General features: G+C 65.8%; 25 protein-coding genes. 12 read left to right on the top strand and 13 right to left on the bottom strand.

The window, feature by feature from the left end; genetic code table 11:
• Position 1 precedes the first annotated feature (1 nt).
• Entirely contained in the window at positions 2 to 904 is a 903-nt protein-coding gene (locus tag ACQR0U_RS16710) for an ABC transporter permease (protein ID WP_315749155.1), read from the top strand.
• Positions 905 to 1,146: 242 nt separating this feature from the next.
• Here the strand turns inward: ACQR0U_RS16710 and ACQR0U_RS16705 are convergent, their stop codons facing one another.
• From ACQR0U_RS16705 to ACQR0U_RS16680, 6 genes are all read right to left on the bottom strand, one after another.
• A complete protein-coding gene (locus tag ACQR0U_RS16705; protein ID WP_316164359.1) occupies positions 1,147 to 1,851 on the bottom strand; it encodes an ABC transporter ATP-binding protein in 705 nt (234 codons plus the stop codon).
• Positions 1,835 to 2,566 (bottom strand): ABC transporter ATP-binding protein, encoded by a 732-nt coding sequence (locus tag ACQR0U_RS16700; protein WP_316164358.1) that lies wholly within the window; start codon positions 2,564 to 2,566, stop codon positions 1,835 to 1,837. Before ACQR0U_RS16700 ends, ACQR0U_RS16705 begins: the two co-directional genes overlap by 17 nt.
• Positions 2,563 to 3,567, bottom strand: coding sequence for a branched-chain amino acid ABC transporter permease (locus ACQR0U_RS16695; RefSeq protein ID WP_315715790.1), 1,005 nt, complete (start codon positions 3,565 to 3,567; stop codon positions 2,563 to 2,565). Before ACQR0U_RS16695 ends, ACQR0U_RS16700 begins: the two co-directional genes overlap by 4 nt.
• Positions 3,567 to 4,445: a branched-chain amino acid ABC transporter permease gene (locus ACQR0U_RS16690; RefSeq protein ID WP_434872193.1), complete on the bottom strand. Its 879-nt coding sequence runs from the start codon at positions 4,443 to 4,445 to the stop codon at positions 3,567 to 3,569. Before ACQR0U_RS16690 ends, ACQR0U_RS16695 begins: the two co-directional genes overlap by 1 nt.
• A 147-nt stretch (positions 4,446 to 4,592) precedes the next feature.
• Entirely contained in the window at positions 4,593 to 5,837 is a 1,245-nt protein-coding gene (locus ACQR0U_RS16685; RefSeq protein WP_316185167.1) for an ABC transporter substrate-binding protein, read from the bottom strand.
• Between the two features lie 81 nt (positions 5,838 to 5,918).
• Positions 5,919 to 6,737 (bottom strand): putative hydro-lyase, encoded by an 819-nt coding sequence (locus ACQR0U_RS16680; RefSeq protein WP_316185165.1) that lies wholly within the window; start codon positions 6,735 to 6,737, stop codon positions 5,919 to 5,921.
• A gap of 113 nt (positions 6,738 to 6,850) precedes the next feature.
• Here ACQR0U_RS16680 and ACQR0U_RS16675 point away from each other — a divergent pair, with 113 nt between their 5' ends.
• The 3 genes from ACQR0U_RS16675 (at position 6,851) to ACQR0U_RS16665 (ending at position 10,190) form a co-directional block, all read left to right on the top strand.
• On the top strand, positions 6,851 to 7,813 hold the full coding sequence (locus ACQR0U_RS16675) for a LysR family transcriptional regulator (protein WP_315715785.1): 963 nt from the start codon (positions 6,851 to 6,853) through the stop codon (positions 7,811 to 7,813).
• The gene (locus tag ACQR0U_RS16670) at positions 7,810 to 9,060 is read left to right on the top strand and encodes a Zn-dependent hydrolase (protein ID WP_315749150.1); all 1,251 of its coding nucleotides are present in this window, start codon (positions 7,810 to 7,812) and stop codon (positions 9,058 to 9,060) included. Before ACQR0U_RS16675 ends, ACQR0U_RS16670 begins: the two co-directional genes overlap by 4 nt.
• Positions 9,061 to 9,278: 218 nt before the next feature.
• Positions 9,279 to 10,190 carry an NAD(P)-dependent oxidoreductase gene (locus ACQR0U_RS16665; RefSeq protein WP_434843550.1) on the top strand — a complete coding sequence of 304 codons (912 nt, stop codon included), beginning with the start codon at positions 9,279 to 9,281 and terminating at the stop codon, positions 10,188 to 10,190.
• Positions 10,191 to 10,514: 324 nt separating this feature from the next.
• On the opposite strand, the gene ACQR0U_RS16660 is transcribed toward ACQR0U_RS16665, so the two are convergent.
• Positions 10,515 to 11,588 (bottom strand): tartrate dehydrogenase, encoded by a 1,074-nt coding sequence (locus ACQR0U_RS16660; protein ID WP_315754669.1) that lies wholly within the window; start codon positions 11,586 to 11,588, stop codon positions 10,515 to 10,517.
• A gap of 157 nt (positions 11,589 to 11,745) precedes the next feature.
• Between ACQR0U_RS16660 and ACQR0U_RS16655 the strand changes: the two genes are divergently transcribed.
• The 6 genes from ACQR0U_RS16655 (at position 11,746) to ACQR0U_RS16630 (ending at position 18,910) form a co-directional block, all read left to right on the top strand.
• A complete protein-coding gene (locus tag ACQR0U_RS16655; RefSeq protein WP_315754671.1) occupies positions 11,746 to 12,522 on the top strand; it encodes an SDR family oxidoreductase in 777 nt (258 codons plus the stop codon).
• Positions 12,523 to 12,601: 79 nt separating this feature from the next.
• Positions 12,602 to 14,026 carry an amidase gene (locus ACQR0U_RS16650; protein ID WP_316170587.1) on the top strand — a complete coding sequence of 475 codons (1,425 nt, stop codon included), beginning with the start codon at positions 12,602 to 12,604 and terminating at the stop codon, positions 14,024 to 14,026.
• Between the two features lie 225 nt (positions 14,027 to 14,251).
• Entirely contained in the window at positions 14,252 to 15,574 is a 1,323-nt protein-coding gene (locus ACQR0U_RS16645; protein WP_315754675.1) for an MFS transporter, read from the top strand.
• Positions 15,575 to 15,615: 41 nt separating this feature from the next.
• Positions 15,616 to 16,278, top strand: a complete 663-nt coding sequence (locus tag ACQR0U_RS16640) for a sulfite oxidase-like oxidoreductase (protein ID WP_316170589.1) — start codon at positions 15,616 to 15,618, stop codon at positions 16,276 to 16,278.
• A 193-nt stretch (positions 16,279 to 16,471) separates the two neighbouring features.
• Complete coding sequence (locus ACQR0U_RS16635) at positions 16,472 to 16,837, top strand: hypothetical protein (RefSeq protein WP_315754677.1); 366 nt, start codon at positions 16,472 to 16,474, stop codon at positions 16,835 to 16,837.
• 855 nt (positions 16,838 to 17,692) lie between these two features.
• Positions 17,693 to 18,910 (top strand): bifunctional alpha/beta hydrolase/OsmC family protein, encoded by a 1,218-nt coding sequence (locus tag ACQR0U_RS16630; protein ID WP_316170590.1) that lies wholly within the window; start codon positions 17,693 to 17,695, stop codon positions 18,908 to 18,910.
• Positions 18,911 to 19,101: 191 nt separating this feature from the next.
• Here the strand turns inward: ACQR0U_RS16630 and ACQR0U_RS16625 are convergent, their stop codons facing one another.
• Complete coding sequence (locus ACQR0U_RS16625) at positions 19,102 to 20,148, bottom strand: YeeE/YedE family protein (protein WP_316170687.1); 1,047 nt, start codon at positions 20,146 to 20,148, stop codon at positions 19,102 to 19,104.
• Positions 20,149 to 20,380: 232 nt separating this feature from the next.
• On the opposite strand from ACQR0U_RS16625, the gene paaI reads away from it, so the two are divergent.
• Together paaI and paaK are read left to right on the top strand one after the other, a co-directional pair.
• Positions 20,381 to 20,830 (top strand): hydroxyphenylacetyl-CoA thioesterase PaaI, encoded by a 450-nt coding sequence (paaI, locus tag ACQR0U_RS16620; protein ID WP_315754681.1) that lies wholly within the window; start codon positions 20,381 to 20,383, stop codon positions 20,828 to 20,830.
• A gap of 43 nt (positions 20,831 to 20,873) precedes the next feature.
• Positions 20,874 to 22,202: a phenylacetate--CoA ligase PaaK gene (gene paaK, locus ACQR0U_RS16615; protein WP_315757796.1), complete on the top strand. Its 1,329-nt coding sequence runs from the start codon at positions 20,874 to 20,876 to the stop codon at positions 22,200 to 22,202.
• A 138-nt stretch (positions 22,203 to 22,340) separates the two neighbouring features.
• On the opposite strand, the gene paaE is transcribed toward paaK, so the two are convergent.
• From paaE to paaA, 5 genes are all read right to left on the bottom strand, one after another.
• Positions 22,341 to 23,420 carry a 1,2-phenylacetyl-CoA epoxidase subunit PaaE gene (paaE, locus tag ACQR0U_RS16610; protein WP_434843551.1) on the bottom strand — a complete coding sequence of 360 codons (1,080 nt, stop codon included), beginning with the start codon at positions 23,418 to 23,420 and terminating at the stop codon, positions 22,341 to 22,343.
• Between the two features lie 138 nt (positions 23,421 to 23,558).
• Positions 23,559 to 24,062 (bottom strand): 1,2-phenylacetyl-CoA epoxidase subunit PaaD, encoded by a 504-nt coding sequence (gene paaD, locus ACQR0U_RS16605; protein ID WP_315754688.1) that lies wholly within the window; start codon positions 24,060 to 24,062, stop codon positions 23,559 to 23,561.
• Complete coding sequence (gene paaC / locus ACQR0U_RS16600) at positions 24,056 to 24,832, bottom strand: 1,2-phenylacetyl-CoA epoxidase subunit PaaC (protein WP_315826387.1); 777 nt, start codon at positions 24,830 to 24,832, stop codon at positions 24,056 to 24,058. Before paaC ends, paaD begins: the two co-directional genes overlap by 7 nt.
• A 129-nt stretch (positions 24,833 to 24,961) precedes the next feature.
• Entirely contained in the window at positions 24,962 to 25,249 is a 288-nt protein-coding gene (gene paaB / locus ACQR0U_RS16595; protein ID WP_009025702.1) for a 1,2-phenylacetyl-CoA epoxidase subunit PaaB, read from the bottom strand.
• Positions 25,250 to 25,264: 15 nt separating this feature from the next.
• A complete protein-coding gene (gene paaA, locus ACQR0U_RS16590) occupies positions 25,265 to 26,254 on the bottom strand; it encodes a 1,2-phenylacetyl-CoA epoxidase subunit PaaA (RefSeq protein ID WP_315715768.1) in 990 nt (329 codons plus the stop codon).
• Positions 26,255 to 26,268: the final 14 nt, after the last annotated feature.

Raw genomic sequence — 26,268 nt, 5'->3', positions numbered from 1 at the left:
GATGGGAGACAAGCGCCCCCGCTCCTTCTACATCCTTGCGGCCTTCTTCGCAGCCTATGTGCTGTTCCTGTACGGGCCGATGATCGCGATCTACATCTTGTCGTTCCAAGGACCGGATGGCGGCCTGACGTTTCCGATGAACGGCGTGTCGCTGACCTGGTTCGGCAAGGTGTTTTCCGGCGGCGGCATCGTCGACATCGGCGCCGCGTTCAAGCGCTCGCTGGCGCTCGGCCTCGTGGTGATGGTAATCACGGTGGTGCTGTCGGTCGCGGCCGGCATGGCGTTCCGCAAGCCGTTCCGTGGCGCCTCGATCCTGTTCTACACAGCGATCGCCAGCCTGATCATGCCCTCGATCATCACCTCGCTCGGCATCGCGCTGGAGTTCCGGCTGATCGACGACTTCATCAACAAGCACGGCGCCGATGTCGGGCTCGGCTGGCTCGCAGACGGCTACACCACCGCGATGGGCCTGTTCACCTCGGGCCTCGGCGCGCATCTGACCTGGACCTTGCCGTTCGGACTCCTGATCATGTTCGCGATCTTCAACCGCTTCGACGGCCGGCTGGAGGAAGCCGCACGCGACCTCGGCGCCACGCCCTGGCAGACCTTCCGCCACGTCGTGCTGCCGATCATCCTGCCATCCGTGGTCGGCATCGGCCTGTTCGGCTTCACCCTGTCCTGGGACGAACTCGCCCGCTCCAGCCAGGCGATCGGCTCGGTGAATACGCTTCCGCTGGAATTGCAGGGCCTGACGACGACCGTCACCAAGCCCGACATCTACGCGCTGGGCACGCTGACATCGGCGGTGTCCTTCGTCGTGATCTTCGCCGCGCTGTCGGTGATCCTGATGCTGCAGGCGCGGCAGCGCCGCCAGGGGTCCGACGCCGGCAAGGGGATGGTGTAGCCGCGGCGGCTGACCGAACAGTCGCCGCTGTTGCTCGACATCTTAGCCAAAGAGAACTTTGCCTTGGCCCCTGGATTGCTTCGCTGCGCTCGCAATGACGGTTGTGGCGGACACCGCGCCTTCCACGAACGCTGTCATCGCGAGCGCAGCGACGCGATCCAGGGGCCTCGGACGGGACTCTAGATGGCTTCGCTACGCGCCGCGAACACAACGACGCAGAGCAGGCAATTGAACATATCGCCTCACAGCCCCAAATACGCCTTCCGCACATCCTTGTTGCCGCTGATCTCCGCTGCCGTGCCCTGCATCAGCACGCGGCCGGTCTGGAGGATGTAGGCGCGGTCGGCGATCTCCAGGCATTCGGCCATGCGTTGCTCGACGATCAGCACGGTCATGCCGGCGTCGCGGATGCGCTTGACGGCCTGGAAGATCTCGTCGACCAGCTTCGGCATGATGCCCTGCGACGGCTCGTCGAGCATCAGAAGCCGCGGCCGGGTCATCAGAGCGCGGCCGATCGCCAGCATCTGCTGCTCGCCGCCGGACAAGGTCTCGGCGCGCTGCTCGAGCCGCTCGGACAGCCGCGGAAACAGTGTGAATACGAAGTCGAGCGGCTCCTCGCGGTTGGCCTCGCCGCGATAGAGATAGCTGCCGAGCCGCAGATTGTCGCGCACCGAGAGCCGCGGGAACAGCCGGCGGTTCTCCGGCACATAGGCGATGCCCCTGGCCGTGATCAGGTGCTGCGCCATGCCGTCGATGCGGCTGCCGTCGAAGGTGATGCTGCCGGCACGCGGCCGCTCGGCCCCGGCGATCGACTTCAACAAGGTCGACTTGCCCGCGCCATTGGCGCCGGCGACGCAGACGATCTCGCCCTTCTCGACATCGATCGAGATATTCGAGATCGCAACCAGGCCCTGATAGGCGGTGGTGATGTCACGCACCGACAGCATGGCGGTCTCCGAGATAGGCGGAAATGACTTTGGGATCGCGGACGACGTCCGTGGGCTTGCCTTCGATCAGCACCTTGCCGAGATCGAGCACGATGGCGCGATCGACCAGCGGCATCACGATCTCCATGACATGCTCGACCATCAGCACCGTGATGCCGGTGTCGCGCACGCGGCGCACGAGCTCGACGCCCTTCTGTGACTCGACCGGCGTCAGGCCGGTCAGGACCTCGTCGAGCAGCAGCAGCTTCGGCTCAGTGGCGAGCGCACGCGCCACTTCCAGGCGCCGCTTCTCCGAAGGCACGAGATCGCTGGCGAGCACATCGGCGCGGGCGCCGAGGCCACAGAACTCCAAGACCTCATGCGCCTTCCGCCGCGCCTCGCGCATGTTGGTGGTGCGGACGAGCGCGCCGACGATGACGTTCTCGATCACCGTCATGCTTTCGAAGCTTTTCACCACCTGGAAGGTGCGGCCGATGCCGCGCTGGCAGCGTTCGGCGGCCGGCAGCGCGGTGACGTCCTCGCCGTCGAAGATGATGGCGCCTTCGGTCGGCTTGAACGCACCGGCGATCAGGTTGAACAAGGTCGACTTGCCGGCGCCGTTCGGACCGATCAGGCCAACGATCTCGCCATGCCCCACCTTGATGGAGACGTCGGAGTTGGCGGTCAGGCCCGAGAAGCGCTGGGTGATTTTACGGGTTTCCAGCAGCGCGGTCATGACGCCACCGCCTCTCTCGCGGGCTGAACGGCCGGCTTCGGCTTGCGGGAGAACAGGCTGACCAGACCTTGCGGCCGCGCCAGCGAGATCGCAACGATCAGGCCGCCATACACGATCAGGTCGACGCCGCGGCCGGAGCCGCCGATGAAGGAGCGGGTCAACTCGGTCAGCGGGATCAGGATGACCGCGCCCAGCATCGGTCCCCACAGCGTGCCGATGCCGCCGAGCACGGCCGGGAGCGCCATCAAGAGCGAGAACTGGAATCCCATCACGCTTTCAGGATCGATGTAGGACACGAACTGCGCATAGAAGCTGCCGCCGATCGCGACCAGGAAGGCCGAGACGGCCGCCGCGCCCATCTTGGAGTTGAACACGTCGACGCCGAGGCTCTCGGCGGCGACCGGGTTGTCCTTCACCGCGCGCCACCAATAGCCCCACTTCGAATCCTCCAGCCACCAGGTCACGAACCAGGCGACGCAGGCGAGCACGAGTGCAAAGTAGAAGTACGGCAGCTTGGAGCGGGTGAACTGGAAGGTCAGCCACGAGTCACGCCGCACCGGAATGTCGATGCCGAGTGCCGCCCCCGCCCAATCCCAGTTCTGGAACAAGAGCAGCGTGATCTCGGCGATGACGATGGTCGCGATGACGAAGTAATGGCCGCCGAGCCGGAAGCAGGGATAGCCGAGCGCCATGGCGATCAGCGCCGAGATCAGACCGCCGGCGAGCATGCCGAACCACGGCAGCACGCCGAACTTGGTGAACAGAATTGCGGTGGTGTAGGCCCCGAGCCCGAAATACAGCGCGTGCCCGAGCGAGATCTGGCCGCAATAGCCGGACAGGATGTTCCAGCTCTGCGACAGCGCCGCGTACATCAGGGTGAGCACCATGATGTTCTGGACGTAGACGTCCTTGACGAAGAACGGCACGACGGCGGCGATGGCCGCAAGGAAGGCGGCGAGGACGAGGTCGCGCCGACGGCGTTGGATGAATGCCTTGTCCATCAGATCGATCCGAACAGGCCGCGCGGGCGGATGAAGACGACGAGGAGATAGACCCCGTAGATTCCGACAGTCTTCAGCGACGGCGGCAGGATCAGCGTGGTGATGGCCTCGACGAGGCCCACCACGATGCCGCCGGCAAAGGCGCCGAATACGCTGCCGAAGCCGCCGAGCGCCACCGTCACATAGGCGATGGTCGCGAACGACGCGCCGACGTCGGGAAAGACATAGAAGAAGATCGCCATGACCGCACCGGCAAAGCCGACCAGCGCCGCACCAAGGCCCCAGCCGAGTGCGAACACCTTGTTCTTGTCGATGCCGACCAGCGCCACCGCGCCGGCATCCTCACGCGTCGCCTCCAGCGCGCGGCCGAAATCGGTGCGGTGGATGAAGAAGTACAGGCCGGCGAAGGCGGCGATCGCAATGAGGGCACCGACCAGCTGCGGCTGCGGCAGATAGATGCCGGCGATCGAGATCGTCTTGCCGCCCAGCCAGGAGTGCGGAATGCTGCGATAGTCAGGGGTGAAGAAGTACTGCGCGACACCGCGCATCAGCACGGCGAGACCGAAGGTGGAGAAGATCTGCACCATGCCGGTATTGGCCTTCGCCCTGACCGCAAATCTGACAATCAGAAGATAGACCACCGCGCCGAACACGAAGAGAGCAGCGGCGACGATCGGCGCCGACAGCAGCGGATCGAGCGCGAAATAGGCGAACAGGAAGAAGGTCGCGTACATCGCGATCATCAGGAACTCGCCGTGGGCGAAGTTCACGACGTCCATCAGGCCGAAGATGAGCGCCAGGCCGACGGCGATCAGCCCGTAGAGCAGGCCCATCAAGAGGCCGCTGGCGAGACTTTGGATGATTGTTTCTGCTGTCACTTCACTTGCTCCCCGTCATTGCGAGCGAAGCGAAGCAATCCAGACCTTCTTTGCGGCCCCTGGATTGCTTCGTCGCTGCGCTCCCCGCAATGACGGAGCACGACAGATGCTCCGCCATGGTCTCCCCGCCCCTCGGGCCGAAGACGCTTACTTCATCGGCCAGGTGGCTTGGGCCACCGCGGCCTGGGTCGGGAAGATGGTGACGAACTTGCCGCCGACATATTGCAGCAGCACCGGATCGGCGTCGTTGTTCTGGCCGTTCTCGTCGAACTTCACCCGCTTCCACGGCATGATGGTCTGCTCGCCCGGCATGTCGGTCGCGGCCAGCGCGTCGCGGATCTTCTCGCCGTCGGTGGACTTGGCGCGGTTGATGGCGTCGGCCATCACGATCAGGCCCATGAACTGGCGCGACGAGTAGTCGTTGAAGTCCTTGCCCGACTTGGCCTTGAACATGTCGTTGATCTTGCCGACCATCGGCCGCTTGGCGGCGAGATCGAGCGAGAACGAGCCGCGCGAGATCACGCCTTCGAGCTTGTCGCCGACCGCGTCATACAGCGCCTTCTCGGAGAAGCCGGCGTCCTGCGCCACGATCGCATTCGGCTTGTAGCCGAGCTCGGCCATGGTCTTGACCAGCAGGATGCCGTCCGTGGTGTAGCTCGACGGCATCAGCACGTCGGCATTGGCGGCCTTGAGCTGCTGCACCTCGGCCGACAGCGACGGCGAGTTGGCGCGGTACTTGATGTCGGCGACGATCTTGTAGCCGCGCTCGTTGGCGAGCTTGAGCTGGGCATTGCTCGAATCGGTGCCGAAGATGGTGTCCTCGTGGAACAGGGCCAGCGTGTCGATCTTGGTGCCCTTCTTCTTCATCGCGTCGAAGAAGTCGAACATCGCCTGCGAGAACATCTCGTCATGCGGGGCGGCGCGGAAATAATACTTCAGGCCGCGGCGATGCAGGCTCGGCGAGGAATTGTCGGCCGACAGATACGGGATCTGGTAACGCTCGCAGATCTGGCTCGCCGTCACCGCGACGGCGCTCTGATAGGAGCCGATGACGGCTGCGACCTTCTCCTGGGTGATCAGGCGCTCGGCCTCGGCGCGGCCCTTCTGCGGGTCGGCCTGGTGGTCGGCGAACACCAGCTTGATCTTGGCGCCGCCGAGACTAGGCAGGCCTTCGGTGCGGGCGAGCGGCAGATCGAAATCATACTTGCCGTTGATGATTTCCGCCGCGGTCTCGAACGCGCGCTGCGCATCGACGCCGATCTGGGCGCTGGCGCCGGAGAACGGATAGATGACGCCGATCTTCACTTCCGACGTCTGGGCGCGGGCGGCGATCGGACCGAGCGCAGCGGCGGCGGTGGCTCCAAGCAGGACGTTTCGGCGCGTGATGGTCATGGCAAGATCCTCTGATGAAAGCGCATCGATGAAGCGGTTGAGGTCGACGGTAAAGGCTCAATGAGCAGCATGGCTGCCTGATTAGAGGACGGCGAGATCCTTGTTCTTGAGATCGGTGATCAGCATCAGGCCCGGTGCGTGGGTGATGGCGAAGGGCAGCCTGGCCGCAGCGATGACCGCCTGCGGCGTCACCCCGCAGGCCCAGAAGACAGGAATTTCGTCGGCGCCAACCGGCACCGGGTCACCGTAGTCCGGCTTGCTGATGTCGGCGATGCCGATCTGGTCGGGATGGCCGAGATGCACCGGCGCGCCGTGCACGGCGGGAAAGCGCGTCGTGATCTGCACCGCGCGGATCGCCTGCGCCGGCTTGAACGGACGCATCGACACCACCATCGGCCCCGCGAACGGCCCCGACGGCGTGCAGGCGATGTTGGTGCGATACATCGGCACGCGGCAGCCCTGCTCGATGTGGCGGATCGGCAGGCCGTCGGCCATCAGCGCCTCCTCGAAGGAAAACGAGCAGCCGAGCACGAAGGCGACGAGGTCGTCGCGCCAATGCGCCATGAGATCGGTCGGCTCCTCGACCATCTCGCCATCGCGCCAGACGCGATAGCGCGGCACGTCGGTGCGGATGTCGAGATCGGCGCCGAGCGCCGGAATGTGCGGATTGCCCGGATCGGACATGCCGATGATCGGGCACGGCTTCGGGTTGAGCTGGCAGAAGCGGTGGAAGGCGCCGGCGTACTGCTCGGGGATAACAGCCAGATTGCCCTGGACGAAGCCGTTGGCGACGCCCGCCGTGCTCCAGCCCCTGCCCGCGCGATAATCCAGGCGGGCCCGATGGCTCGGGAGAAGATCCGTCTCGCCGGCTGATTGCTGCACTGCCGCAGAAACAGTCATTTGTGCCACTTGCCTAATATCTCGACAAACTCACTGAACATCAGCCATGCTATAAAGTCTAATCTTCGTTTTTAATCAGGATCGATAAGACAAATTGATCCGAGCGGGGCGCGATGCTGGATTTCCGTTCCATCGAGACCTTCCTCTGGGTCGTGAAGCTTGGCAGCTTCCGCGGCGCGGCGCAGCGCCTCAATACGACCCAGCCCGCCATCTCCCAGCGCATCGCCCAGCTCGAGCGCGAGCTCGGCGTCAAGCTGCTCAACCGCGATCATCGCGTGGCGTCCCCGACCGCGAGCGGCCGGCAGATGCTGGTCTATGCCGAGAAGCTGATCGGCCTGCGCGCGGAGATGCTGGCCGAGGTCGGCGACCGCTCGGCGATGCGCGGCGTGCTCCGGCTCGGCGTCGCCGAGACCATCGTGCACGACTGGCTGCCGCGGCTGATCAAGAGCGTCAACGAGAGCTATCCGAATCTGTCGCTGGAGATCGAGGTCGACGTCACGCCCCATCTGCACGCGCGGCTGCTGGCGCAGGAGATCGAGCTCGCCTTCGCGCTGGGCGCGCCCTCCGAGTCCGGCATCCGCAGCCGCGTGCTGTGCGACTATCCGATCAGCTTCCTCGCCAGCCCTGCCCTCGGCTTCGGCACGGGCGTGGTCACCGCCGAGCAGATGGCGCGGTTTCCGATCATCACCTTTCCGCGCAACACCCAGCCCTATGACAACGTGCGTTCGCTGTTCAACCGCCCGCATCTGCCGCCGATGCGGCTGCACGCCAGCGCCTCGCTGGCGACCGTGATCCACATGGCGGTCGAGGGGCTCGGCGTCGCCGTTATTCCGGCCGCGATCGTCGCCAACGAGATCGAGAGCGGCCGCCTGCAGGAGTTGAAGACGGACCTGAGGATTCCACCGCTGACCTTCACCGCGAGCTGGCTGTCGTCGCCCGAGATGATCGCGATCGAGCGCGTCGCCGAGCTCGCAGTCCGGACGGCGCAGACGGCCAGCCATCCCTCTGCATCGGTTGACGGGCTCGTCGCGGCGCGCGATGGACAGGATGCCGGAGTACAGGGAATTCAAGCATGAGCCGCGCCGTCACCAATCTGCAGATCGATTCCGCCCGCCTCTGGGACAGCATCCACGAGACCGCCAGGTTCGGCGCCACGCCGAAGGGCGGCGTGCGGCGGCTGACCCTGAGCCAGGAGGACAAGCAGGTCCGCGACTGGTTCCGGAAAGCCTGCGAGGATGCCGGGCTCGAAGTGCGCGTCGACACGCTCGGCTCGATGTTTGCACTTCGCAAGGGGCGCGACATGGCGAAGCCGCCGGTCGGGCTCGGCTCGCATCTCGACACCCAGCCCACGGGCGGCAAGTTCGACGGCATTCTGGGCACGCTCGGCGCGCTGGAGGTGATCCGCACCCTCAACGACGCCGGCATCGAGACCGACGCGCCGCTGTGCATCGTCAACTGGACCAATGAGGAAGGCTCGCGCTTCGCGCCGGCCATGATGGCCTCGGCCGCCTATGTCGGCGACTTCACGGTCGAGGACATTTTGTCGCGGACAGATGCCGCAGGCATGACCGTGGGCGCGGCGCTGGACGAGATCGGCTATCGCGGCGCGACGGCCGTCGGCACGCAGAAATTCTCCGGTTTCGTCGAGCTGCACATCGAGCAGGGTCCGATCCTGGAGGCCGAGAACAAGACCATCGGCGTGGTCGACCACGGCCAGGGCGTGTTCTGGTACGACGGCAAGGTCACGGGCTTCGAGAGCCATGCCGGCTCGACGCCGATGCCGCTGCGCCGCGACGCGCTGCTGGCGCTGTCGGAGTTTGCGCTGACCCTGGAGCAGATCGCGATCAAGCTCGGGCCGAACGCGGTCGCGACCATCGGCGAGGCCGTCATCGCCAATCCCTCGCGCAACGTGATCCCCGGCGAGATCGCCTTCACCATCGATTGCCGCAGCGCCAATGCCGATACGCTGGACGCACTCGATGCCAGCCTGCGCGCGGCCGCGGGTGAAATTGCGAAGAAGCGCCGCGTCGAGATCGCGATCGACCAGGTCTGGCGCAAGCCGCCGACGCATTTCGATCCGAAGCTGGTCGATGCCGTCGAGCGCGCCGCCGGCACGCTCGGCTATTCGCACCGGCGCATCACGTCGGGAGCGGGCCACGACGCCTGCAATCTGAACACGATCATGCCGGCCGCCATGGTGTTCGTGCCCTGCAAGGACGGCATCAGCCACAACGAGCTGGAGGACGCGACGCAATCCGACTGCGCCGCCGGCGCGAATGTGCTGCTGCACACCGTGCTATCGCTGGCGGGCGTGGCGTCGTGATCTACTGCTTCAATCTACTCCAATATCAATGATCAATCACAAGCCTGAATAGCGCGGGCACGCTGGGCTCCCCTCCCCCTTGCGGGGAGGGGTCGGGGGTGGGGGTCCACAACGGCGGTGTCGCCCGGGGCTACCCCCTCCCCAACCCTCCCCCACAAGGGGGGAGGGAGTTCGCCTCTGTTGCCGCACTAGCCAGGCAGGACAACTAGGAGGTATCCGTGCGCGGAGTATTCATCGACGCCAACGAGTCGCTGGCCGAGATCTTCGAGCGGCAGCGCAAATCGGGCGATCCCGAGATGCGCGTGCATCTCGATCCGGACATCAAGCCGGAGGACTGGCCCACGATCCTCGACGGCGCCGAGATCGGCGTGGTCGATCACACCGCCCTGCCCACCGAGGTCGCGAAGCAGTGCAAGGGCCTCAAGCACGTCGTCTTTCTCGGCACCGGCGCGCGCAGCTACATGAACCCCGAGGAGCTTAGCCAGCTCGGCATCACCGTGCATTTGATCAAGGGCTATGGCGACACGGCGGTTGCCGAAGCCGCCATTGCGCTGATGTGGGCCTCGGCGCGCGGCATCGCGCAGATGGACCGCGAGATGCGCGCCGGCAACTGGCTGCGCGACGACGGCATGCAGCTGACCGGCAAGACGCTCGGCCTGATCGGCTTCGGCGGCATCGCCGCCGAGGTCGCGCGCATCGCGTCGGGCAGCGGCATGAAGGTGATCGCCTGGAACCGCTCGCCGAAGAGCCATCCGGGCGTCGACTTCGTCAACCTCGACACGCTGCTGCAGCAGAGCCATGTCGTCTCGCTGCACCTCCTGCTCAACGACGAGACCCGCGGCTTCCTGTCGCGCGAGCGCATCGCGCAGATGCGCAAGGGCGTGATCTTCGTGAACACCGCCCGCGCCGCCATCATCGACGAGGCCGCGATGATCGACGCCCTGCGTTCCGGCCACATCCGCCACGCCGGCCTCGACGTCTTCAACACCGAGCCGCTGCCCGCCGGTCACGTGCTGACCACGATCCCGAACGTGACGCTGTCCGCGCACTCGGCCTTCCGCACCCCGGAGGCGAGCGAAAACCTGATCCACGCCGCGTGGGAGCACTGCCGGCGGGTGGCGACAGAGTAAACGCTCTCTCCTCCGTCATTGCGAGCGCAGCGACGCAATCCAGAGTCCCGCGGCGACCCTGATTGCTTCGTCGCTGCGCTCCTCGCAATGACGTTGTTGGTCGAGCTGTCGCCTAAACTACCGCTGTCGTCCCGGCCAACGCAGGCAACCTATACCGCGTGATTGATCGAGAGCGGACGGTGGCAATCGCGTAGGGCGGATTAGCGGAGCGTAATCCGCCGTCGTCCAGCAACGATGAGTAAGGCAGGTTACGCTCCGCTAATCCGCCTTACTAACCGTGGCTATGTAACCCGGCGTCCGCCGGAGCGACGACAAACAGCGTTCCTAATCCACCATCTCCGCGACCGCCTTGCCGCACGCCACCGTGTCGGCATTGCCGCCGAGATCGCGCGTGCGCAAGGTGCGCTCGGCCAGCGTGCGCTCGATCGCGCCGACGATCGACTGCGCCGCGGTCTTTTCGCCGAGATGCTCCAGCATCATCGCGCCCGACCAGATCATGCCGATCGGATTGGCGATCCCCTGCCCCGCGATATCGGGCGCCGAGCCGTGCACCGGCTCGAACACCGACGGGAAATGGCGCTCCGGGTTGATGTTGCCCGACGGCGCGATGCCGATGGTGCCGGTGCAGGCCGGGCCGAGATCGGACAGGATGTCGCCGAACAGGTTGGAGCCGACGACGACGTCGAACCAGTCCGGGTGCAGCACGAAGTTCGCGGTGAGGATGTCGATGTGGTACTTGTCCCACTTCACGCCCGGATAGTTCTTCGCCATCGCCTCGACGCGCTCGTCCCAATACGGCATCGTGATCGAGATGCCGTTGGACTTGGTCGCCGAGGTCAGATGCTTCTTCGGCCTGGACTGTGCCAGCTCGAAGGCGAACTTCAGGATGCGGTCGACGCCGGTGCGGGTCATCACCGTCTGCTGCGTCACGAACTCGCGGTCGGTGTCCGGAAACATGCGGCCGCCGACCGAGGAATACTCGCCCTCGGTGTTCTCGCGCACCACCCAGAAATCGATATCGCCGGGCTTGCGGCCAGCCAGCGGCGACGGCACGCCGGGCATCAGGCGCACGGGCCTGAGATTCACGTACTGATCGAACTCGCGGCGGAACTTGATCAGCGAGCCCCACAGCGAGACGTGGTCCGCGATCTTGGCCGGCCAGCCGACGGCGCCGAAATAGATCGCGTCATGGCCGCCGATCTGCGCCTTCCAATCGTCCGGCATCATCTGGCCGTGCTTCTCGTAGTAGTCGTAGCTCGAGAAGTCGAAATGGTCGAACTGCACGGCGACGCCATGCTTCTTGGCGGCGGCCTCGATCACGCGGATGCCCTCGGGCATGACCTCCTTGCCGATGCCGTCGCCGGGAATGACTGCGATGCGATAGGGCTTCTTGCTCATCGAGCGGATCCTTGAGTGTTGGCGCCGGTTGTCCAGGCTGATTTGTCGATCGCCTGAATGGACCAAACGGCCGGGAAGCGCAACGCTGCGGTGCAAGATTGACCGCATGGCTGACGCGCCCGACAATCCGGTCTCCCTCCCCTCAGCGAGAGCCTCCATGGACCTTCATCTGCGCGGCAAGCGCGTTCTCATCACCGGCGCGTCCAAGGGAATCGGCGCCGCGGCGGCCGAAGCCTTTGCCGAGGAAGGCTGCCACGTCCGGCTCGCTGCGCGCAGCGGCGATCGCCTTTCCGCCCTGGTCGAGCAGCTCCGATCGAAGCACCAGATCGATGCAGCCGCGCATGTGGTGGACCTGCGGAAATCCGAAGACGTCGCGCGGCTGGCGCAGGAGGCGTCCGACATCGACATTCTCGTCAACAATGCCGGCGATATTCCGGGGGGCGCGATCGACAAGATCGACGAGGCGGCCTGGCGGCATGCCTGGGACCTCAAGGTGTTCGGCTTCATCAACCTGACCCGGCTGGTCTATGCCCAGATGAAGGCGCGCGGCGGCGGCGTGATCATCAACGACATCGGCGCGGCCGGCGAGAAGTTCGACGCCAACTACATCTGCGGCAGCGCCGGCAATGCGGCGTTGATGGCCTTCACCCGCGCGCTCGGCTCCAAGAGCCTCGCCGACAACATCCGCGTCGTCGGCATCAATCCCGGGCCGGTCGGCACCGATCGTCACGTCACCCTGTTGAAGACGCGGGCCCGCGACCTGTTCGGCGACGAGAGCCGCTACACGGAGTTCCAGAAGACCCTGCCGCTCGGCCGCCCCGCGCATGTCAGCGAGATCGCCGACCTGATGGCGTTCCTGGCCTCGGACCGTGCCGGCTACACCTCCGGCGTGATCTATACCGTCGATGGCGGCATCAGCGCAGGGTGGGGTTGATCGCCGCGACCTTTCCACCTCAGCCGAAACGTGATCTACAGCGAAGCGCCGGGACGCTTGCCATCAGGAGAACTAAGCTTTGGCCGACCAGGGATTGATCCGCGAGAGCGCCTGCGCCGTCGTCGACAAGTTGAAGTCCGGCAAGGTCACGCCGCTGGATTGCCTCGACGCGCTGGAAGCGCGCATCGCAGCCGTCGACGGCAAGGTCAATGCGCTGCCGACGCTGTGCTTCGATCGCGCGCGCGATCACGCCAAGGCGCTGATGCAGAAGCCGGCTGCCGAGCGCGGCGTGCTGGCCGGGCTGCCCGTGCCGATCAAGGATCTCACCGACGTCGCCGGCGTGCTCACCACCCAGGGCTCGCCGATCTTCAAGGACCGGATTCCGGAACGCTCCGATCTCATGGTCGAGCATCTCGAAGCCAATGGCGGCGTGATCTACGCCAAGTCGAACACGCCGGAGTTCGGCGCCGGCGCCAACACCTTCAACGAGGTGTTCGGCGCGACGCGCAATCCCTGGGACACGTCCCGCTCGGCGGCCGGCTCCTCCGGCGGCGCCGCGGTGGCGCTCGCCACCGGCATGGCCTGGTTGGCGCACGGCTCGGACATGGGCGGCTCGCTGCGCAATCCCGCCAGCTTCTGCGGCATCGTCGGCCTGCGCCCGAGCTTCGGCCGCGTCGCGAATACGCCGGCGGTGACCATCGACCGCAATCTCGCCGTCCAGGGCCCGATGGCCCGCAACGTCGCGGACCTCGCGCTGCTCTTGGACGCGATGAGCGGCGAGCACGTCGCGGATCCGATCTCGCTGCCCTCGCCTGCGACGTCGTTCCTGGCCGCCGCGCGCTCCGGCCAGAAGCCGGTCCGCGTCGCCTACTCGCCCGATCTCGGCATCACGCCCGTCGATCCCGAAGTCGCTGCCGTCACCCGCAAGGCGGCGCAGCGCTTCGCCGAGCTCGGCGTGATCGTCGAGGAGGCGCATCCCGATTTCAGCGAGGCGCATGAATGCTTCCACGTGCTGCGCGCGCTCGACTTCGCGATGAGCAAGGCGGAGCTGCTGCGCACCAAGCGCGACCTGCTCAAGCCCGAGGTGATCTGGAACATCGAGGAAGGGCTGAAGCTCACGGTCGCCCAGATCGCGCGCGCCGAGGCGCAGCGCATCGCGATCACCGCGCGCGCGGTGAAGTTCTTCGAGACGTATGATCTGCTGCTGGCGCCGGCGACCATCGTGCCCCCCTTCCCGGTCGAGAACCGCTACGTCGCCGAATGCGCCGGGCAGAAGTTCGACAACTACGTGCAATGGCTCGGCATCGTCTATGCGATCACGCTGGCCTGCTGCCCAGCCCTGTCGCTGCCCTGCGGCTTCACGGAAACGGGCCTGCCGATCGGCCTGCAAATGATCGCGGCGCCGCGCGCCGACGCCGAGCTGCTCGCCGGCGCCAAGTTGCTGGAAGATGTTCTTGGCGTGGCCAGCTCGACCCCGATCGATCCGCGCGCGCCGAAGGGCTAGTTTGGTCGGCGGCCTCATGGTTCGAGAGGCGCCTTGCGGCGCTCCTCACCATGAGGATCGGGACTTGCTTTCGTGGCGCGATGGCCGACGAACGGGGCTTTTTTTCAAGGCCGCCATCCGCCGAGTTCCATGCTCTGAACATGGGACCCATGTCCGTTATCGGCTGTTGGCAATCCGGGCGGCTGCCGTAGAAGGGCCGCAAATCATGCTTGCCGGAGACCGGATATGACAGACCAGGCGCTGCCGCCTGCCGCGGACACTACCACATTCACCGACGTCGAGCGGCGCATCAAGGCGATCCTGATCGGCTCGGCCGGCAACCTGGTCGAGTGGTACGATTTCTATGCCTATACGGCGTTCGCGCTGTACTTCGCGCCGGCCTTCTTTCCGTCGAAGGACCCGGTGGTCGAGCAGCTCAACGCCGCTGTTGTGTTCGCCGCGACGTTCCTGATGCGCCCGCTCGGCGGCTGGCTGTTCGGCTATCTCGCCGATCACCATGGCCGGCGGCTGTCGCTGACCGTCTCGGTGCTCTGCATGTGCTTCGGCTCGCTGATCATCGCGGTGACACCGACCTATGCCACCATCGGCATCGCCGCGCCGATCATCCTGGCGCTCGCCCGCGTGATCGAAGGCCTCAGCCTCGGCGGCGAATATGGCGCCAGCGCCACCTATCTCTCCGAGGTCGCCGACGCCAAGCATCGCGGCTTCTATTCGAGCTTCCAATATGTCACCCTGATCGGCGGGCAGCTCACCGCGATCATCGTGCTTTTGCTGTTGCAGAAGGTGTTCCTGACCCCGGAAGAATTGAGAGCCTGGGGCTGGCGCATTCCGTTCGCGATCGGTGCCGGCCTCGCAATCTTCGTCGCGGTGATGCGGCGGAACCTGCACGAGACCGAAGCCTTCGTGGAGGCCAAGAAGACCGTAGGCCCTTCCGGCTCGATCACCGCCCTGTTCAAATATCCGCGGGAGCTGCTGCTGGTGGTCGGCCTGACCGCGGGCGGCACCGCCGCGTTCTACACCTTCACCACCTACATGCAGACCTTCGTGAAGCTCTCGGTCGGCCTCACCGAGGACCAGACCACGATGGTGATCTTCGGCTCGCTGCTGTTCGCCTGCGTGCTGCAGCCGCTGTATGGCGCGATCTCCGACCGCATCGGTCGCAAGCCGCTGCTGATCTTCTTCGGCGTCGCCGGCACCTTGTCGACGATCCCGATCCTGACGGTACTGAAGGGCACCAAGGAGCCGTTCACAGCTTTCCTGCTGATCTGCGGCGCCTGGATCTTCACGGCGGGCTACACCTCGATCAATGCGGTGGTGAAGGCCGAGCTGTTTCCGACCAATGTCCGCGCGCTCGGTGTCGGCCTGCCCTATGCAATCACCGTATCGCTGTTCGGCGGCACCGCGCCGGCGATCGCCCTCTACTTCAAGAGTATAGGGCACGAGACGTGGTTCTATTATTATCTCACCGGCGTGATCTTCCTGTCGCTGCTGATCTATGCGACCATGCGCGACACCAAGCATGCGTCTGCGATGCACCGGCACGAATGAGCCCGCACGAAAAAGCCCGCACGAATTGACGAGGTGTCGAGATGGCCGACGAGTCCAGCCTGCCGCCCGAGAGCAAGCTGACCCGCAGCAAGGAACGCTGGGCGCGCGAGGGCAAATTCCTGACCGGCCGCATCATCAGGCCGGAGGACCAGCGCCTGCCGCCGGGGCAGCATCTGACCCGCGACTGGCCGGTGCTCGACCTCGGCCTGACACCGTCGGTCACATCAGAGCGCTGGCGACTCGATGTCTATGGCGCCGTCGAGAACCCGCTGTTCTGGGACATGCGCGCCTTCCTCGCCCAGGAGCAGCGCCAGTTCGTCTCCGACATCCACTGCGTCACGGCCTGGTCGCGCTACGACAATCAATGGGAAGGGCTCGCCACACGTGACCTGCTCGCCGCCTGCCGGCCGCGTGACAGCGCTGAATTCGTCGTGCTGCATTCCTATGACGGCTACACGACGAACCTGACGCTCGAAGACTTCGCGACCGAGGATGCGTTGCTCGCGCATAGCTGGTCCGGCGCGCCGTTGACTGGAGAGCATGGCGGCCCCGTGCGCGTCGTCGTGCCGCATCTGTATTTCTGGAAGAGCGCGAAATGGCTGAAGGCGATCGAGTTTCTCGACTCCGACAAGCCCGGCTATTGGGAGGTGCGCGGCTATCACAACCGCGGCGATCCCTGGGCCGAGCAGCGCTATTCGGACTGACGGGCTCGCGTATCGACACGCCCGCGGAGCCGTAGGGCGGGCAAAGACGCGGAACGCGTCGTGCCCACCATCGCCCCGCCGATGAGAAAAGATTGGTGGGCACGCTTCGCTTTGCCCACCCTACGGACTGCATGCTATCGCTTCCGACCCGAAGCGCGGTCACCGCGATATCCGAACGTGCCAGAGATGCAGCATGGAGTTCACCTCAGAAACCGGCAAGATCCCCAAAGGCTATGGGTACCTTCTCAAGCCGAGCGTCATCCTCGCCGCACTGACCGCAAGAGATCTCGGCGGCATTCGCATCCACCTCGTTCGCAGCCACGGCAGGCGTCTGTTCGATGCACGATATCGGCCGCCGGACGGCGACATTCCTTACGAGCGTCTCAACATCAAGGTCGGCACCGCGCACGAGCGGGATTTACCCCCACTCCGCCGGCAAGCGAAGGACGAAGCGCTGCCGGCGCTCGTCCGATGGATTACCGATCTCGTCTCGCAGGACCTGCCGACCGCGATCCGGCATGGCGAACAGGAGATCGAGCTCCTGCCTCCGCGAGACTGATCGGCGCCTGGTCGTGAGATCGATCGCTGGTCCGGGCCGACCGCAGTCCAATCGCATATTGACCTACGTCGTAACGAACCATCACACCAGTTACTCCGTCATGCCCGGGCTCGTCCCGGGCATCCACGTCGTTCCCAGCATGCCGAACGGCGTGGATGGCCGGGACAAGCCCGGCCATGACGACCTGGAGACAGGCGGCACAAAACTCCGTTCGTCAAATGCGACAGCCCTCGGTCTGACCGGAAGGTGTTGGCGTCAATCATGTGGTCCCACGTCCAGCCTCGCCCCCTAAATAATCTCCCCTTGCGCTTTTCTGAAAATCGTGATTTATTCCTCGCCATCCCGCCTCGTTGCAGAGGGGCGTATCGCGATCGTCACGGACGTGGAGCGCGGGATGCGGTGGGCGCGACGGGTCGCAGCATGGTCTTCCGTGCGGACGAACGATCCGGTGCGCACGGTGAAATCGTGTGGTCTCGGCGCCGCGGTGCTGGCGTCAAGTCGTGGTGCGGATGACGCGCATCGCGATGACGGGGGCAAGAAGGCCGTTCCCCGGAGAGAGCACGTATAAGCCGTTCCAACCATTGCGCAGGGAAGGCCGGGATGTCCTCAGCCGTACCTGTGGTTCTGCCGCCTGCATTTTTTCCGCAGGCGGGCCATGGGGGCGGCAGGCTCCCGACCTTCCCTGCGCCCTCTTGTTTCAAGAGGGCGGAATATCCGCAGAGCTCGGGCCGTGCAGGCCGCGAGGGTACGCCACCATGTCTGCGTGTATGGCCAGATCTGTTGTATGACAACGGGGAACGATGCCGTGTCATCGCCTCGCACGGCGGTTAAGACGCAACGGATGGAGACCACATCATGCCGACCGAACGTTTCCAGTTTGAAGGCGCAGGCGACGACAAGCTCTCCGCGGCGCTCGATCTGCCTGATGGCGCGCCGCGGGCCTATGCGCTGTTCGCGCATTGCTTCTCCTGCGGCAAGGACACGCATGCGGCGCGGCGCATCGCCATGGCGCTGACGGCGCATGGCATCGCCGTGCTGCGGTTCGACTTCACCGGCCTGGGCTCCAGCGAAGGCGACTTCGCCAATACGACGTTCTCCTCCAACGTCGCCGACCTCGTCCGCGCCGCCAATCATCTGCGCGAGACCCGACAGGCGCCGGCGATCCTGATCGGCCACAGCCTCGGCGGAGCCGCCGTGCTGGCCGCCGCCGGCGACATTCCCGATGCGAAAGCCGTGGTGACGATCGCGGCGCCTTCCGACCCGGGCCACGTCACCGCGCTATTCAAGGACAGCCTCGAGGCGATCCGCCGCGACGGCTCGGCCGAGGTCTCGCTCGCGGGCCGTCCGTTCCGCATCAGCAGCTCGTTCCTCGACGACGTCATCGAGCAGCGCCTGCTCGACAGGGTCAAACATCTGCACAAGGCGCTGCTGGTGATGCACTCGCCTGTCGACGACACCGTCGGCATCGACAACGCGACGAAGATCTTCGTCGCCGCCAGGCATCCGAAGAGCTTCATCTCGCTCGATCACGCTGATCATCTCATCAGCAGGAAGGAGGACGCAGCCTACATCGCCGAGGTGATCGCGAGCTGGGCCGGCCGTTACGTCGCGCCGGCGGCCGCCGAGCCGGCAGCCAAGGATGGTCCGCGCGACGTGGTCGTGCGCGAGACCCGGTCGAGCAAGCTGCAGCAGGCCATCGCGCTCGGCCCGCATCATCTCACCGCCGACGAGCCGCTCTCGGTCGGCGGCCAGGACACCGGCCCGGGCCCCTACGACCTCCTGCTCGCGGCGCTCGGCGCCTGCACCTCGATGACGATGCGGCTCTATGCCGACCGCAAATTCCTGCCGCTCGACCGCATCACGGTCACCTTGCGCCACAGCAAGATCCATGCGGAGGACTGCGCGGAGTGCGAGACCAAGGTCGGGCTGATCGATCAGCTCGACCGCGAGATCCACCTGGACGGCGCGCTCGATCAGGAGCAGCGCAGGAAGCTGATGGAGATCGCCGACAAATGCCCGGTGCACCGGACGCTGACGTCGGAGATCCGTATCGTCACGCGCGCGACGGAGTGAGCTCATTCGACTGAGTCAAACCACCGTCATTCCGGGGCAAGGCCGTGAGGCCTTGAACCCGGAATCCCGAGATTGCCTTGCGTCCATTTCCGGCAATGTCGAGATTCCGGGTTCAATCGCCGACGCGCAGCCGCTTCGCGACTTCGCATCGACGATTGCCCCGGAATGACGGTGGTCGTGACACAATGAGACTAACGCGCCGCCTGCGGCTCGCTCTTCAACGGCCTGACGCGCAACGCTCCGCGCAGGCCGGCCGCCGTGCCGATGAAGATTCCCGCGATGGCGACGAAGGACGGCAGCGCCAGGGTCGACAGCCCCGTCAGGCCCTGCCCGACCGAGCAGCCCAGCGCCATCACGCCGCCGATGCCCATCAGCGCGGCGCCGCCAACCGAGCGCAGCATGTGATGCGGAGAGTGGAAGCCTTCGAGCCTGAAGCGCCGCGTGGCCAACGCGGTGACGAGGCTGCCGGCGAGCACCCCGGCCACGGTGGCGATGCCGAAATTGGCAGTCGAGCCGGTCGACAGCATGATGTATTGCAGGGCATCGGCGATCGGCGCGACGAAGGTCAGGGACGCGACCGGCACGGGGTTGAAATCGTCCGCGCCGAGAGTGCCGGTCGCGAACCAGCCGGCCGCGATCAGCAGGCCGACGACGAGACCGGCGAGCATCTGGCCGGGCGCGCGCCGGAATGGCGCATGCGCAAGGGCGAAGACGATCAGCGCGCCGCCGAGCCCGAGCGCCGGCAGCAGCCGCGCCGCTGCACCATGCAGGCCACCGACCGACAGCACAGCCGGCAGCGACGTCGCGGTCGCCGTGGTCTGCGAGCCCTGCATCAGCGCGATGCGCAGCGGCGCGATCAGGCCCTTCAACGTCATCTCCGCCGCGATCGCGAGCACGGTCACGACGACGAAGGAGCGCAGATTGCCGCGGCCGAGCAGCACCAGCGCGCGCGAACCGCAACCGTTGGCGAGCACCATGCCGTAGCCGAACAGAACACCGCCCAAGAGCATCAGTGGCACCGAGAACGTCGGCTGCAGATAGATCGACTTGCCGAGATCGACGGCCCCGTTGGCCGCGAGCAGCTGCGTGGCGATGATGGCGATGCCCATCGCCAGGGCGTAAGTTCGCACCAGCCGGCGGTCGCCGTCGGCCCACCAGCCGCGCAGGCTGCTCATCATGCAGAAGCCGCTGAGCAGCCCCACCACGCCATAGACCAGGCCGATCATGAGACCGGCCATCATGGACAGATTGGCGGCTTCGGGCACGTTCAGGATTCCTTCCGGTTGCGGACAACACGCGCGTTGCGCAGGCAGCGCTTTCGCTTGACGCGCGCAGAATATTTGCCACGATGTCGCACCTAACTAGATGAGAATGCTTGTTCCAACAAGCATCGACGGGAGAGAACGCCGTGATTTCAGAAGCGCATCCTGAGGGGTGGCCGACGCATTGCGCATGCATGGAGGCCGCACGGTGAGCGGCGTGGCGACACTTTCCGCCGACGCTCTCGCCCGCGCCTGCGCCGACGCCATGTGGCAGGACGACCGCGCCAGCCAGGGGCTCGGCATGCACATCGTCGAGATCGGCCCCGGACGCGCCACGCTGCAGATGACGGTGCAGCCGCACATGGTCAACGGCCATGGCATCGCCCATGGCGGCTTCATCTTCACGCTGGCCGATTCCGCCTTCGCCTTTGCCTGCAACTCGCACAACGACCGCACCGTGGCGGCGCAGGGCAGCATCAGCTTCATCCGCCCCGGCAAGCTCGGCGACGTTCTGCTTGCTCGCGCGCACGAGGTATCCCGCAGCGGGCGCTCAGGCATCTATGATGTCCGCGTTACGGCAGGCGACACGGTGATCGCCGAATTCCGCGGCCATTCCCGCAGCATCGGCGGCACGCTGGTCCCGGCCGCCGCGAGCTGATCCGCTTCCCTATCGCCCCGCGCCCCTGCCGGAGGACCTGACCATGACATCGACCAAGCTTCAATCGACCGGCAGCTACGTTCCCGAGATGGACGCAGCCGAGCGAGCCTCGCGCGACGAGATCATGGCGCTGCAGACGAGCCGGCTCGCCTGGTCGCTGAAGCACGCCTACGACAACGTCGCCCATTACCGCCGCGCCTTCGACAAGGCGGGGGTGCATCCCTCCGACTTCCGCGAGCTCGCCGACCTCGCCAAGTTTCCGTTCACGGTGAAGACCGACCTGCGCGACAATTACCCGTTCAACATGTTCGCCGTGCCGCGCGAGCAACTGGTAAGGGTACACGCCTCCTCGGGCACGACCGGCAAGCCGATCGTGGTCGGCTATACCAGGAACGACATCGCGACCTGGTCGGCCGTGATGGCCCGCTCGATCCGCGCCGCCGGCGGCCGGAGCGGCATGATCATCCACAACGCCTACGGCTATGGCCTGTTCACCGGCGGCCTCGGCGTCCATTACGGCGCCGAGCAGCTCGGCTGCACGGTGGTGCCCATCTCCGGCGGCATGACCGAGCGGCAGGTGCAGCTGATCAATGATTTCCGCCCTGACATCATCACCGTGACGCCAAGCTACATGCTGGCAATCCTCGACGAGTTCAAGCGTCAGGGCCTCGATCCGCGGCAGAGCTCGCTCAGGATCGGCATCTTCGGCGCCGAGCCGTGGACCAATGCGATGCGCGCCGAGATCGAGGATGCGTTCGCGATGGACGCCACCGACATCTACGGCCTGTCCGAGGTGATCGGCCCTGGTGTGGCGCAGGAATGCCTGGAGACCAAGGACGGGCTGCACATCTGGGAGGATCATTTCTATCCGGAGATCGTCGATCCCGACACCGGCAAGGTGCTGCCCGACGGCGAGATGGGCGAACTGGTGTTCACCTCGTTGACCAAGGAGGCCTTTCCCGTCATCCGCTATCGCACCCGCGATCTGACGCGGCTGCTGCCGGGCACCGCGCGGCCGGGAATGCGACGGATGGAGAAGGTCACGGGCCGCTCCGACGACATGATCATCCTGCGCGGCGTCAACCTGTTCCCGTCACAGATCGAGGAGATCCTGCTGTCGACCGAGTGGTGCGGCGGCCATTTCATGCTGGAGCTGACGCGCGAGGGCCGCATGGACGAGCTGACCATCTACGCGGAGTCGCGCCCCGAGCATTGGGACGAGACCGGCCTCGGCGCGCACGCCGAGCGCATCTCCATCCACATCAAGAACACCATCGGCCTCACGGCAAAGGTGAAAGTCGTCCCACCCGACACGCTGGAGCGCTCGGCCGGCAAGGCGAAACGGATCAAGGACAAGCGGCCGGTGGGGTAATTGTTGGTGTCGCGAGTGTGAGGTTCGGCAAATGGTCGCGGCTCGTCCTTGCGAGCGAAGCGAAGCAATCCAGGGCAGCGCGAAGATTCTGGATTGCTTGGTCGCTTCGCTCCTCGCAATGACGGCGAGCGTAGTTCCTCACACATGATCGTAGTCCACCACCACCCGCTCCGTCACCGGCCTGGCCTGACACGTGAGCACAAAACCAGCCTGCAGCTCCCATGGCTCCAGCGAGTAGTTCAGCTCCATCTCCGCTCTCCCCTCCACCAGCTTGGCGCGGCAGGTCGAGCACATGCCGCCCTTGCAGGCGAACGGCAGGTCGACGCCGGCGCGCAGCGCGGCGTCGAGGATGGCTTCGCCGTCGGCGACCGGAACCTCGCGGCGCTTGCCGTCGATGATCAGGGCGGCGATGGCCTTCGGCGGCGCCGAGTCCGGAACGACCATCTTGGGCCGCGGCTTGCCGCCGGCGCCGGAGACGAAGCGCTCGACATGGACGCGGTCGTCGGAGATCCCGAGCGCGCGGCAGGCGGCCTCGATATCCTCGCTCATCCCGGTGGGACCGCAGATGAAGACGTGATCGACGCTCTCGGCCGGCACCAGCGAGCGCAGCAGCACGCGCACCTTCTCGCCGTCGAGCCGGCCGTGCAGGATCGGCAGATCCTGCTCCTCGCCGGAGATGACGTGGAACAGCGAGAAGCGGTCGAGAAAGCGATCCTTCAGCTCCTCGAGCTGTTCGCGGAACAGCATGCCTGCGGTGGTGCGGCTGCCGTAGAACAGGAAGAAGCGGCTGTGCGGCTCCCGCGCCAGCACGGCCTTCACGATCGAGAGGATCGGCGTGATTCCGGAGCCCGCCGCGAAGCCGACGTGGGTGCGCGCGGCCTCCGGCTGCAATGCCACGCCAAAACGTCCAGTTGGCGTCATCACGTCGATCTCGTCGCCGCGCTTCAGTTCGTCAGTGACGAAGCTGGAGAACGCGCCTCCATCGACGCGCTTCACCGCGATGCGGATCTCGTGATCATCGGGGCCGGAGCAGATCGAATAGGAGCGCCGCACCTCCTCGCCGCCGAGCGTGGTCTTCAACGTGAGATATTGCCCCGGCGCGAACTGATAGTCCGCCGCCAGCTCGTTCGGAATGGCAAAGGTCAGCGACACGGCATCGGGCGCCTCGCGGCGCAGGTCACGGATAGCGAGACGGTGGAAGCGTGGCGTGGTCGACATCGGGTTCATCCTCCCGTCATTGCGAGGAGCGAAGCGACGAAGCAATCCAGGACCGCGCGCGGGACTCTGGATCGCTTCCGCCTACGCCCTTCGGGCTTCGGCGGACAAGTCGCTGCGCTCGCGATGACGGCTGCTGCATCAGTGACACTTGAAATAATCGAACGGCTCGCGGCACGATCTGCAGCGCCACAGCGCCTTGCACGAGGTCGAGCCGAACTCGGCGAGTTGCTCGGTGTCGACGGATCCGCATTGCGGACACGCGACCTCGGCCACGCCGAACAGAGCGCGGCGCCCGCTCGACGGCTGCGGCGGCGCGATGCCGTACTCCCGCAGCTTGCGCCGCCCCGCCTCGCTCATCCAGTCCGTGGTCCAGGCCGGCGACAGCACTGTGCGAACGTGGGTCTCACGGAAGCCGGCGCGCTCGAGCGCCAGCTCGATCTCCAGCGCGATCATGTTCATCGCCGGACAGCCCGAATAGGTCGGCGTGATCGCGACGTCGACGCGGTCACCGACCACCTCGACCTCGCGCAGCACGCCGAGATCGTCGATCGTCAGCACCGGGATTTCCGGATCGGCCACCGATGCCGCGGCGTCCCAGGCGCGCTGGCGCAGCTCGGCGGGGCTGAAATCCGGAACTACCATGTCGCACCGGGGAAGCTGCGCTGCATGTATTGCAGCTCGCAGAGGAGATGGCCGAGATGCTCGCTGTGGCGGCCGTCGCGGCCGCCCTGCTGCATCCACTCGTTCTCCGGCAGCACCAGGGTCGCCTCGCGCGCGACATGCGAGACGATCGACAGCCATTCCGGCAGCAGTTGCGTCGGATCGATCGCGATACCCGCGTCGATCAGACCGCGCTCACTCTCGTCGACGCTGAACATCTCGCCGGTATAGGCCCAGAGGTCATCGATCGCGGCTTGCGCGCGGGCGTGGCTTTCGTCGGTGCCGTCACCGAGCCGGATCACCCATTCGCTGGCGTGGCGCAAATGATAGGCGCATTCCTTCTCCGACTTGGCCGCGATCGCCGCCAGCGTCGCATCGGTCGAGTCCATCATGCCGCGCCAATACAGATCGGCGAAGGCCGCGTAGAACAGCTGCCGCACCATCGTGTACGCGAAGTCGCCATTGGGACGCTCGACCAGCAGCAGGTTGCGGTACTGCCTGACATCACGAAGATAGGCGAGCTTGTCCTCGTCATTGTCGTGACCCTCCACCTTGGCGGCGTAGCCATAGAGCTCGCGCGCCTGGCCAATCAGGTCGAGCGCCATGTTGGAGAGCGCCATGTCCTCTTCGAGAACAGGCGCATGGCCGCACCATTCGGAGAGGCGATGGCCGAGGATCAGCGCATCATCGGCGCGGCGCAAGGTGTAGAGCACCAGCGGCGTTTCGCAGACGGTGATCGAGGGAGCGGTCATGGTTGTGATCCGATCAGGCCCGCCACGAACTCAGCCATTGCGAGCACAGCAATCCAGGAATTCATCCGAGCCGGCAGTCTGGATTGCTTCGCTGCGCTCGCAATAACGACGGCTGACGGCCGTCCGCACTTACATATGCCCGACTTCCTCGGGCACCTCGTAGAACGTCGGATGCCGATAGATCTTCGACTCCGCCGGCTCGAACATCATGCCCTTGTCGGCAGGATCGGACGCGGTGATCGCGCTCGACGGCACCACCCAGATCGACAGGCCCTCGCCGCGGCGGGTGTAGAGATCGCGCGCCGCCTGCAATGCCATGGTCGCATCCGGCGCGTGCAGCGAGCCGCAATGCTTGTGCGCAAGCCCGTTGCGGCTGCGGATGAAGACTTCCCACAACGGCGTGTTCGGCGTCGCCATTTCGATCTCCCTGTCCTATTCGGCAGCCTGTGCCATCCGGCGCCGCGCGCGCTTCTCGGCGTAGGCGGTCGCGGCCTCGCGCACCCAGGCGCCCTCGGCATGCGCCTTGCGGCGCGCGGCCATGCGATCGCGGTTGCACGGGCCGTTGCCGGCCAGCACCTGCTTGAACTCGTTCCAGTCGATCGGGCCGTGCACCCAATGGCCCTGCTCGTCCTGCGTCATCTCGGGATCGGGAATGGTGAGCCCGAGATACTGCGCCTGCGGCACGGTGGCATCGATGAACTTCTGGCGTAGCTCGTCGTTCGAGAAGCGCTTGATCTTCCACTTGGTCGAGGTGTCGCTGTGCTGGCTGGCCTGGTCGGGCGGGCCGAACATCATCAGCACCGGCCACCACCAGCGGTTCAGCGCGTCCTGCGCCATCGCCTTCTGCTCGGGCGTGCCGCGGCAGAGCGTGAGCATGATCTCGTAGCCCTGCCGCTGATGGAACGATTCCTCCTTGCAGACGCGGATCATCGCACGCGCATAGGGACCATAGGAACAGCGGCACAACGGAATCTGGTTCATGATCGCGGCGCCGTCGACCAGCCAGCCGATCACACCGATGTCTGCCCAGGTCAGGGTCGGGTAGTTGAAGATCGAGGAGTACTTGGCCTTGCCGGCGAGCATCGCATCGACCAGCTCCTCGCGCGAGGCGCCGAGCGTCTCGGCGGCGGCGTAGAGATACAGCCCGTGGCCGCACTCGTCCTGGACCTTGGCGAGCAACGCCGCCTTGCGGCGCAGGCTCGGCGCGCGCGTGATCCAGTTGCCCTCGGGCAGCATGCCGACGATTTCGGAATGGGCGTGTTGCGAGATCTGCCGGACCAGCGTCTTGCGATAGGCCGCCGGCATCCAATCGTTCGGCTCGATGCGCTCTTCGGCATCGATGCGCGCCTGAAAGCGCGAGGCGCGTCCAGCGTCCTCGGCGAAGCTGCCCTCCTCGGGCGAATTGAGCGCCTGCGTGTACATGCGGCGGCGTCCTC

The organism is Bradyrhizobium sp. HKCCYLRH3097, assembly GCF_051167875.1.
In the GTDB taxonomy this organism is placed as follows: domain Bacteria; phylum Pseudomonadota; class Alphaproteobacteria; order Rhizobiales; family Xanthobacteraceae; genus Bradyrhizobium.
The sequence above is the reverse complement of the archived record's forward strand: the minus strand, read 5'-3'. Positions and strand labels throughout refer to the sequence as shown.

What these genes read in the sequence shown, in the direction of transcription:
- ACQR0U_RS16710 (WP_315749155.1), top strand. Translation starts at nt 2, where the DNA reads ATGGGAGACAAGCGCCCCCGCTCCTTCTACATCCTTGCGGCCTTCTTC.
- ACQR0U_RS16705 (WP_316164359.1), bottom strand. Translation starts at nt 1,851, where the DNA reads ATGCTGTCGGTGCGTGACATCACCACCGCCTATCAGGGCCTGGTTGCG.
- ACQR0U_RS16700 (WP_316164358.1), bottom strand. Translation starts at nt 2,566, where the DNA reads ATGACCGCGCTGCTGGAAACCCGTAAAATCACCCAGCGCTTCTCGGGC.
- ACQR0U_RS16695 (WP_315715790.1), bottom strand. Translation starts at nt 3,567, where the DNA reads ATGGACAAGGCATTCATCCAACGCCGTCGGCGCGACCTCGTCCTCGCC.
- ACQR0U_RS16685 (WP_316185167.1), bottom strand. Translation starts at nt 5,837, where the DNA reads ATGACCATCACGCGCCGAAACGTCCTGCTTGGAGCCACCGCCGCCGCT.
- ACQR0U_RS16680 (WP_316185165.1), bottom strand. Translation starts at nt 6,737, where the DNA reads ATGACTGTTTCTGCGGCAGTGCAGCAATCAGCCGGCGAGACGGATCTT.
- ACQR0U_RS16675 (WP_315715785.1), top strand. Translation starts at nt 6,851, where the DNA reads ATGCTGGATTTCCGTTCCATCGAGACCTTCCTCTGGGTCGTGAAGCTT.
- ACQR0U_RS16670 (WP_315749150.1), top strand. Translation starts at nt 7,810, where the DNA reads ATGAGCCGCGCCGTCACCAATCTGCAGATCGATTCCGCCCGCCTCTGG.
- ACQR0U_RS16660 (WP_315754669.1), bottom strand. Translation starts at nt 11,588, where the DNA reads ATGAGCAAGAAGCCCTATCGCATCGCAGTCATTCCCGGCGACGGCATC.
- ACQR0U_RS16655 (WP_315754671.1), top strand. Translation starts at nt 11,746, where the DNA reads ATGGACCTTCATCTGCGCGGCAAGCGCGTTCTCATCACCGGCGCGTCC.
- ACQR0U_RS16645 (WP_315754675.1), top strand. Translation starts at nt 14,252, where the DNA reads ATGACAGACCAGGCGCTGCCGCCTGCCGCGGACACTACCACATTCACC.
- ACQR0U_RS16640 (WP_316170589.1), top strand. Translation starts at nt 15,616, where the DNA reads ATGGCCGACGAGTCCAGCCTGCCGCCCGAGAGCAAGCTGACCCGCAGC.
- ACQR0U_RS16635 (WP_315754677.1), top strand. Translation starts at nt 16,472, where the DNA reads ATGGAGTTCACCTCAGAAACCGGCAAGATCCCCAAAGGCTATGGGTAC.
- ACQR0U_RS16630 (WP_316170590.1), top strand. Translation starts at nt 17,693, where the DNA reads ATGCCGACCGAACGTTTCCAGTTTGAAGGCGCAGGCGACGACAAGCTC.
- ACQR0U_RS16625 (WP_316170687.1), bottom strand. Translation starts at nt 20,148, where the DNA reads ATGGCCGGTCTCATGATCGGCCTGGTCTATGGCGTGGTGGGGCTGCTC.
- paaK (WP_315757796.1), top strand. Translation starts at nt 20,874, where the DNA reads ATGACATCGACCAAGCTTCAATCGACCGGCAGCTACGTTCCCGAGATG.
- paaE (WP_434843551.1), bottom strand. Translation starts at nt 23,420, where the DNA reads ATGTCGACCACGCCACGCTTCCACCGTCTCGCTATCCGTGACCTGCGC.
- paaD (WP_315754688.1), bottom strand. Translation starts at nt 24,062, where the DNA reads ATGGTAGTTCCGGATTTCAGCCCCGCCGAGCTGCGCCAGCGCGCCTGG.
- paaC (WP_315826387.1), bottom strand. Translation starts at nt 24,832, where the DNA reads ATGACCGCTCCCTCGATCACCGTCTGCGAAACGCCGCTGGTGCTCTAC.
- paaB (WP_009025702.1), bottom strand. Translation starts at nt 25,249, where the DNA reads ATGGCGACGCCGAACACGCCGTTGTGGGAAGTCTTCATCCGCAGCCGC.
- paaA (WP_315715768.1), bottom strand. Translation starts at nt 26,254, where the DNA reads ATGTACACGCAGGCGCTCAATTCGCCCGAGGAGGGCAGCTTCGCCGAG.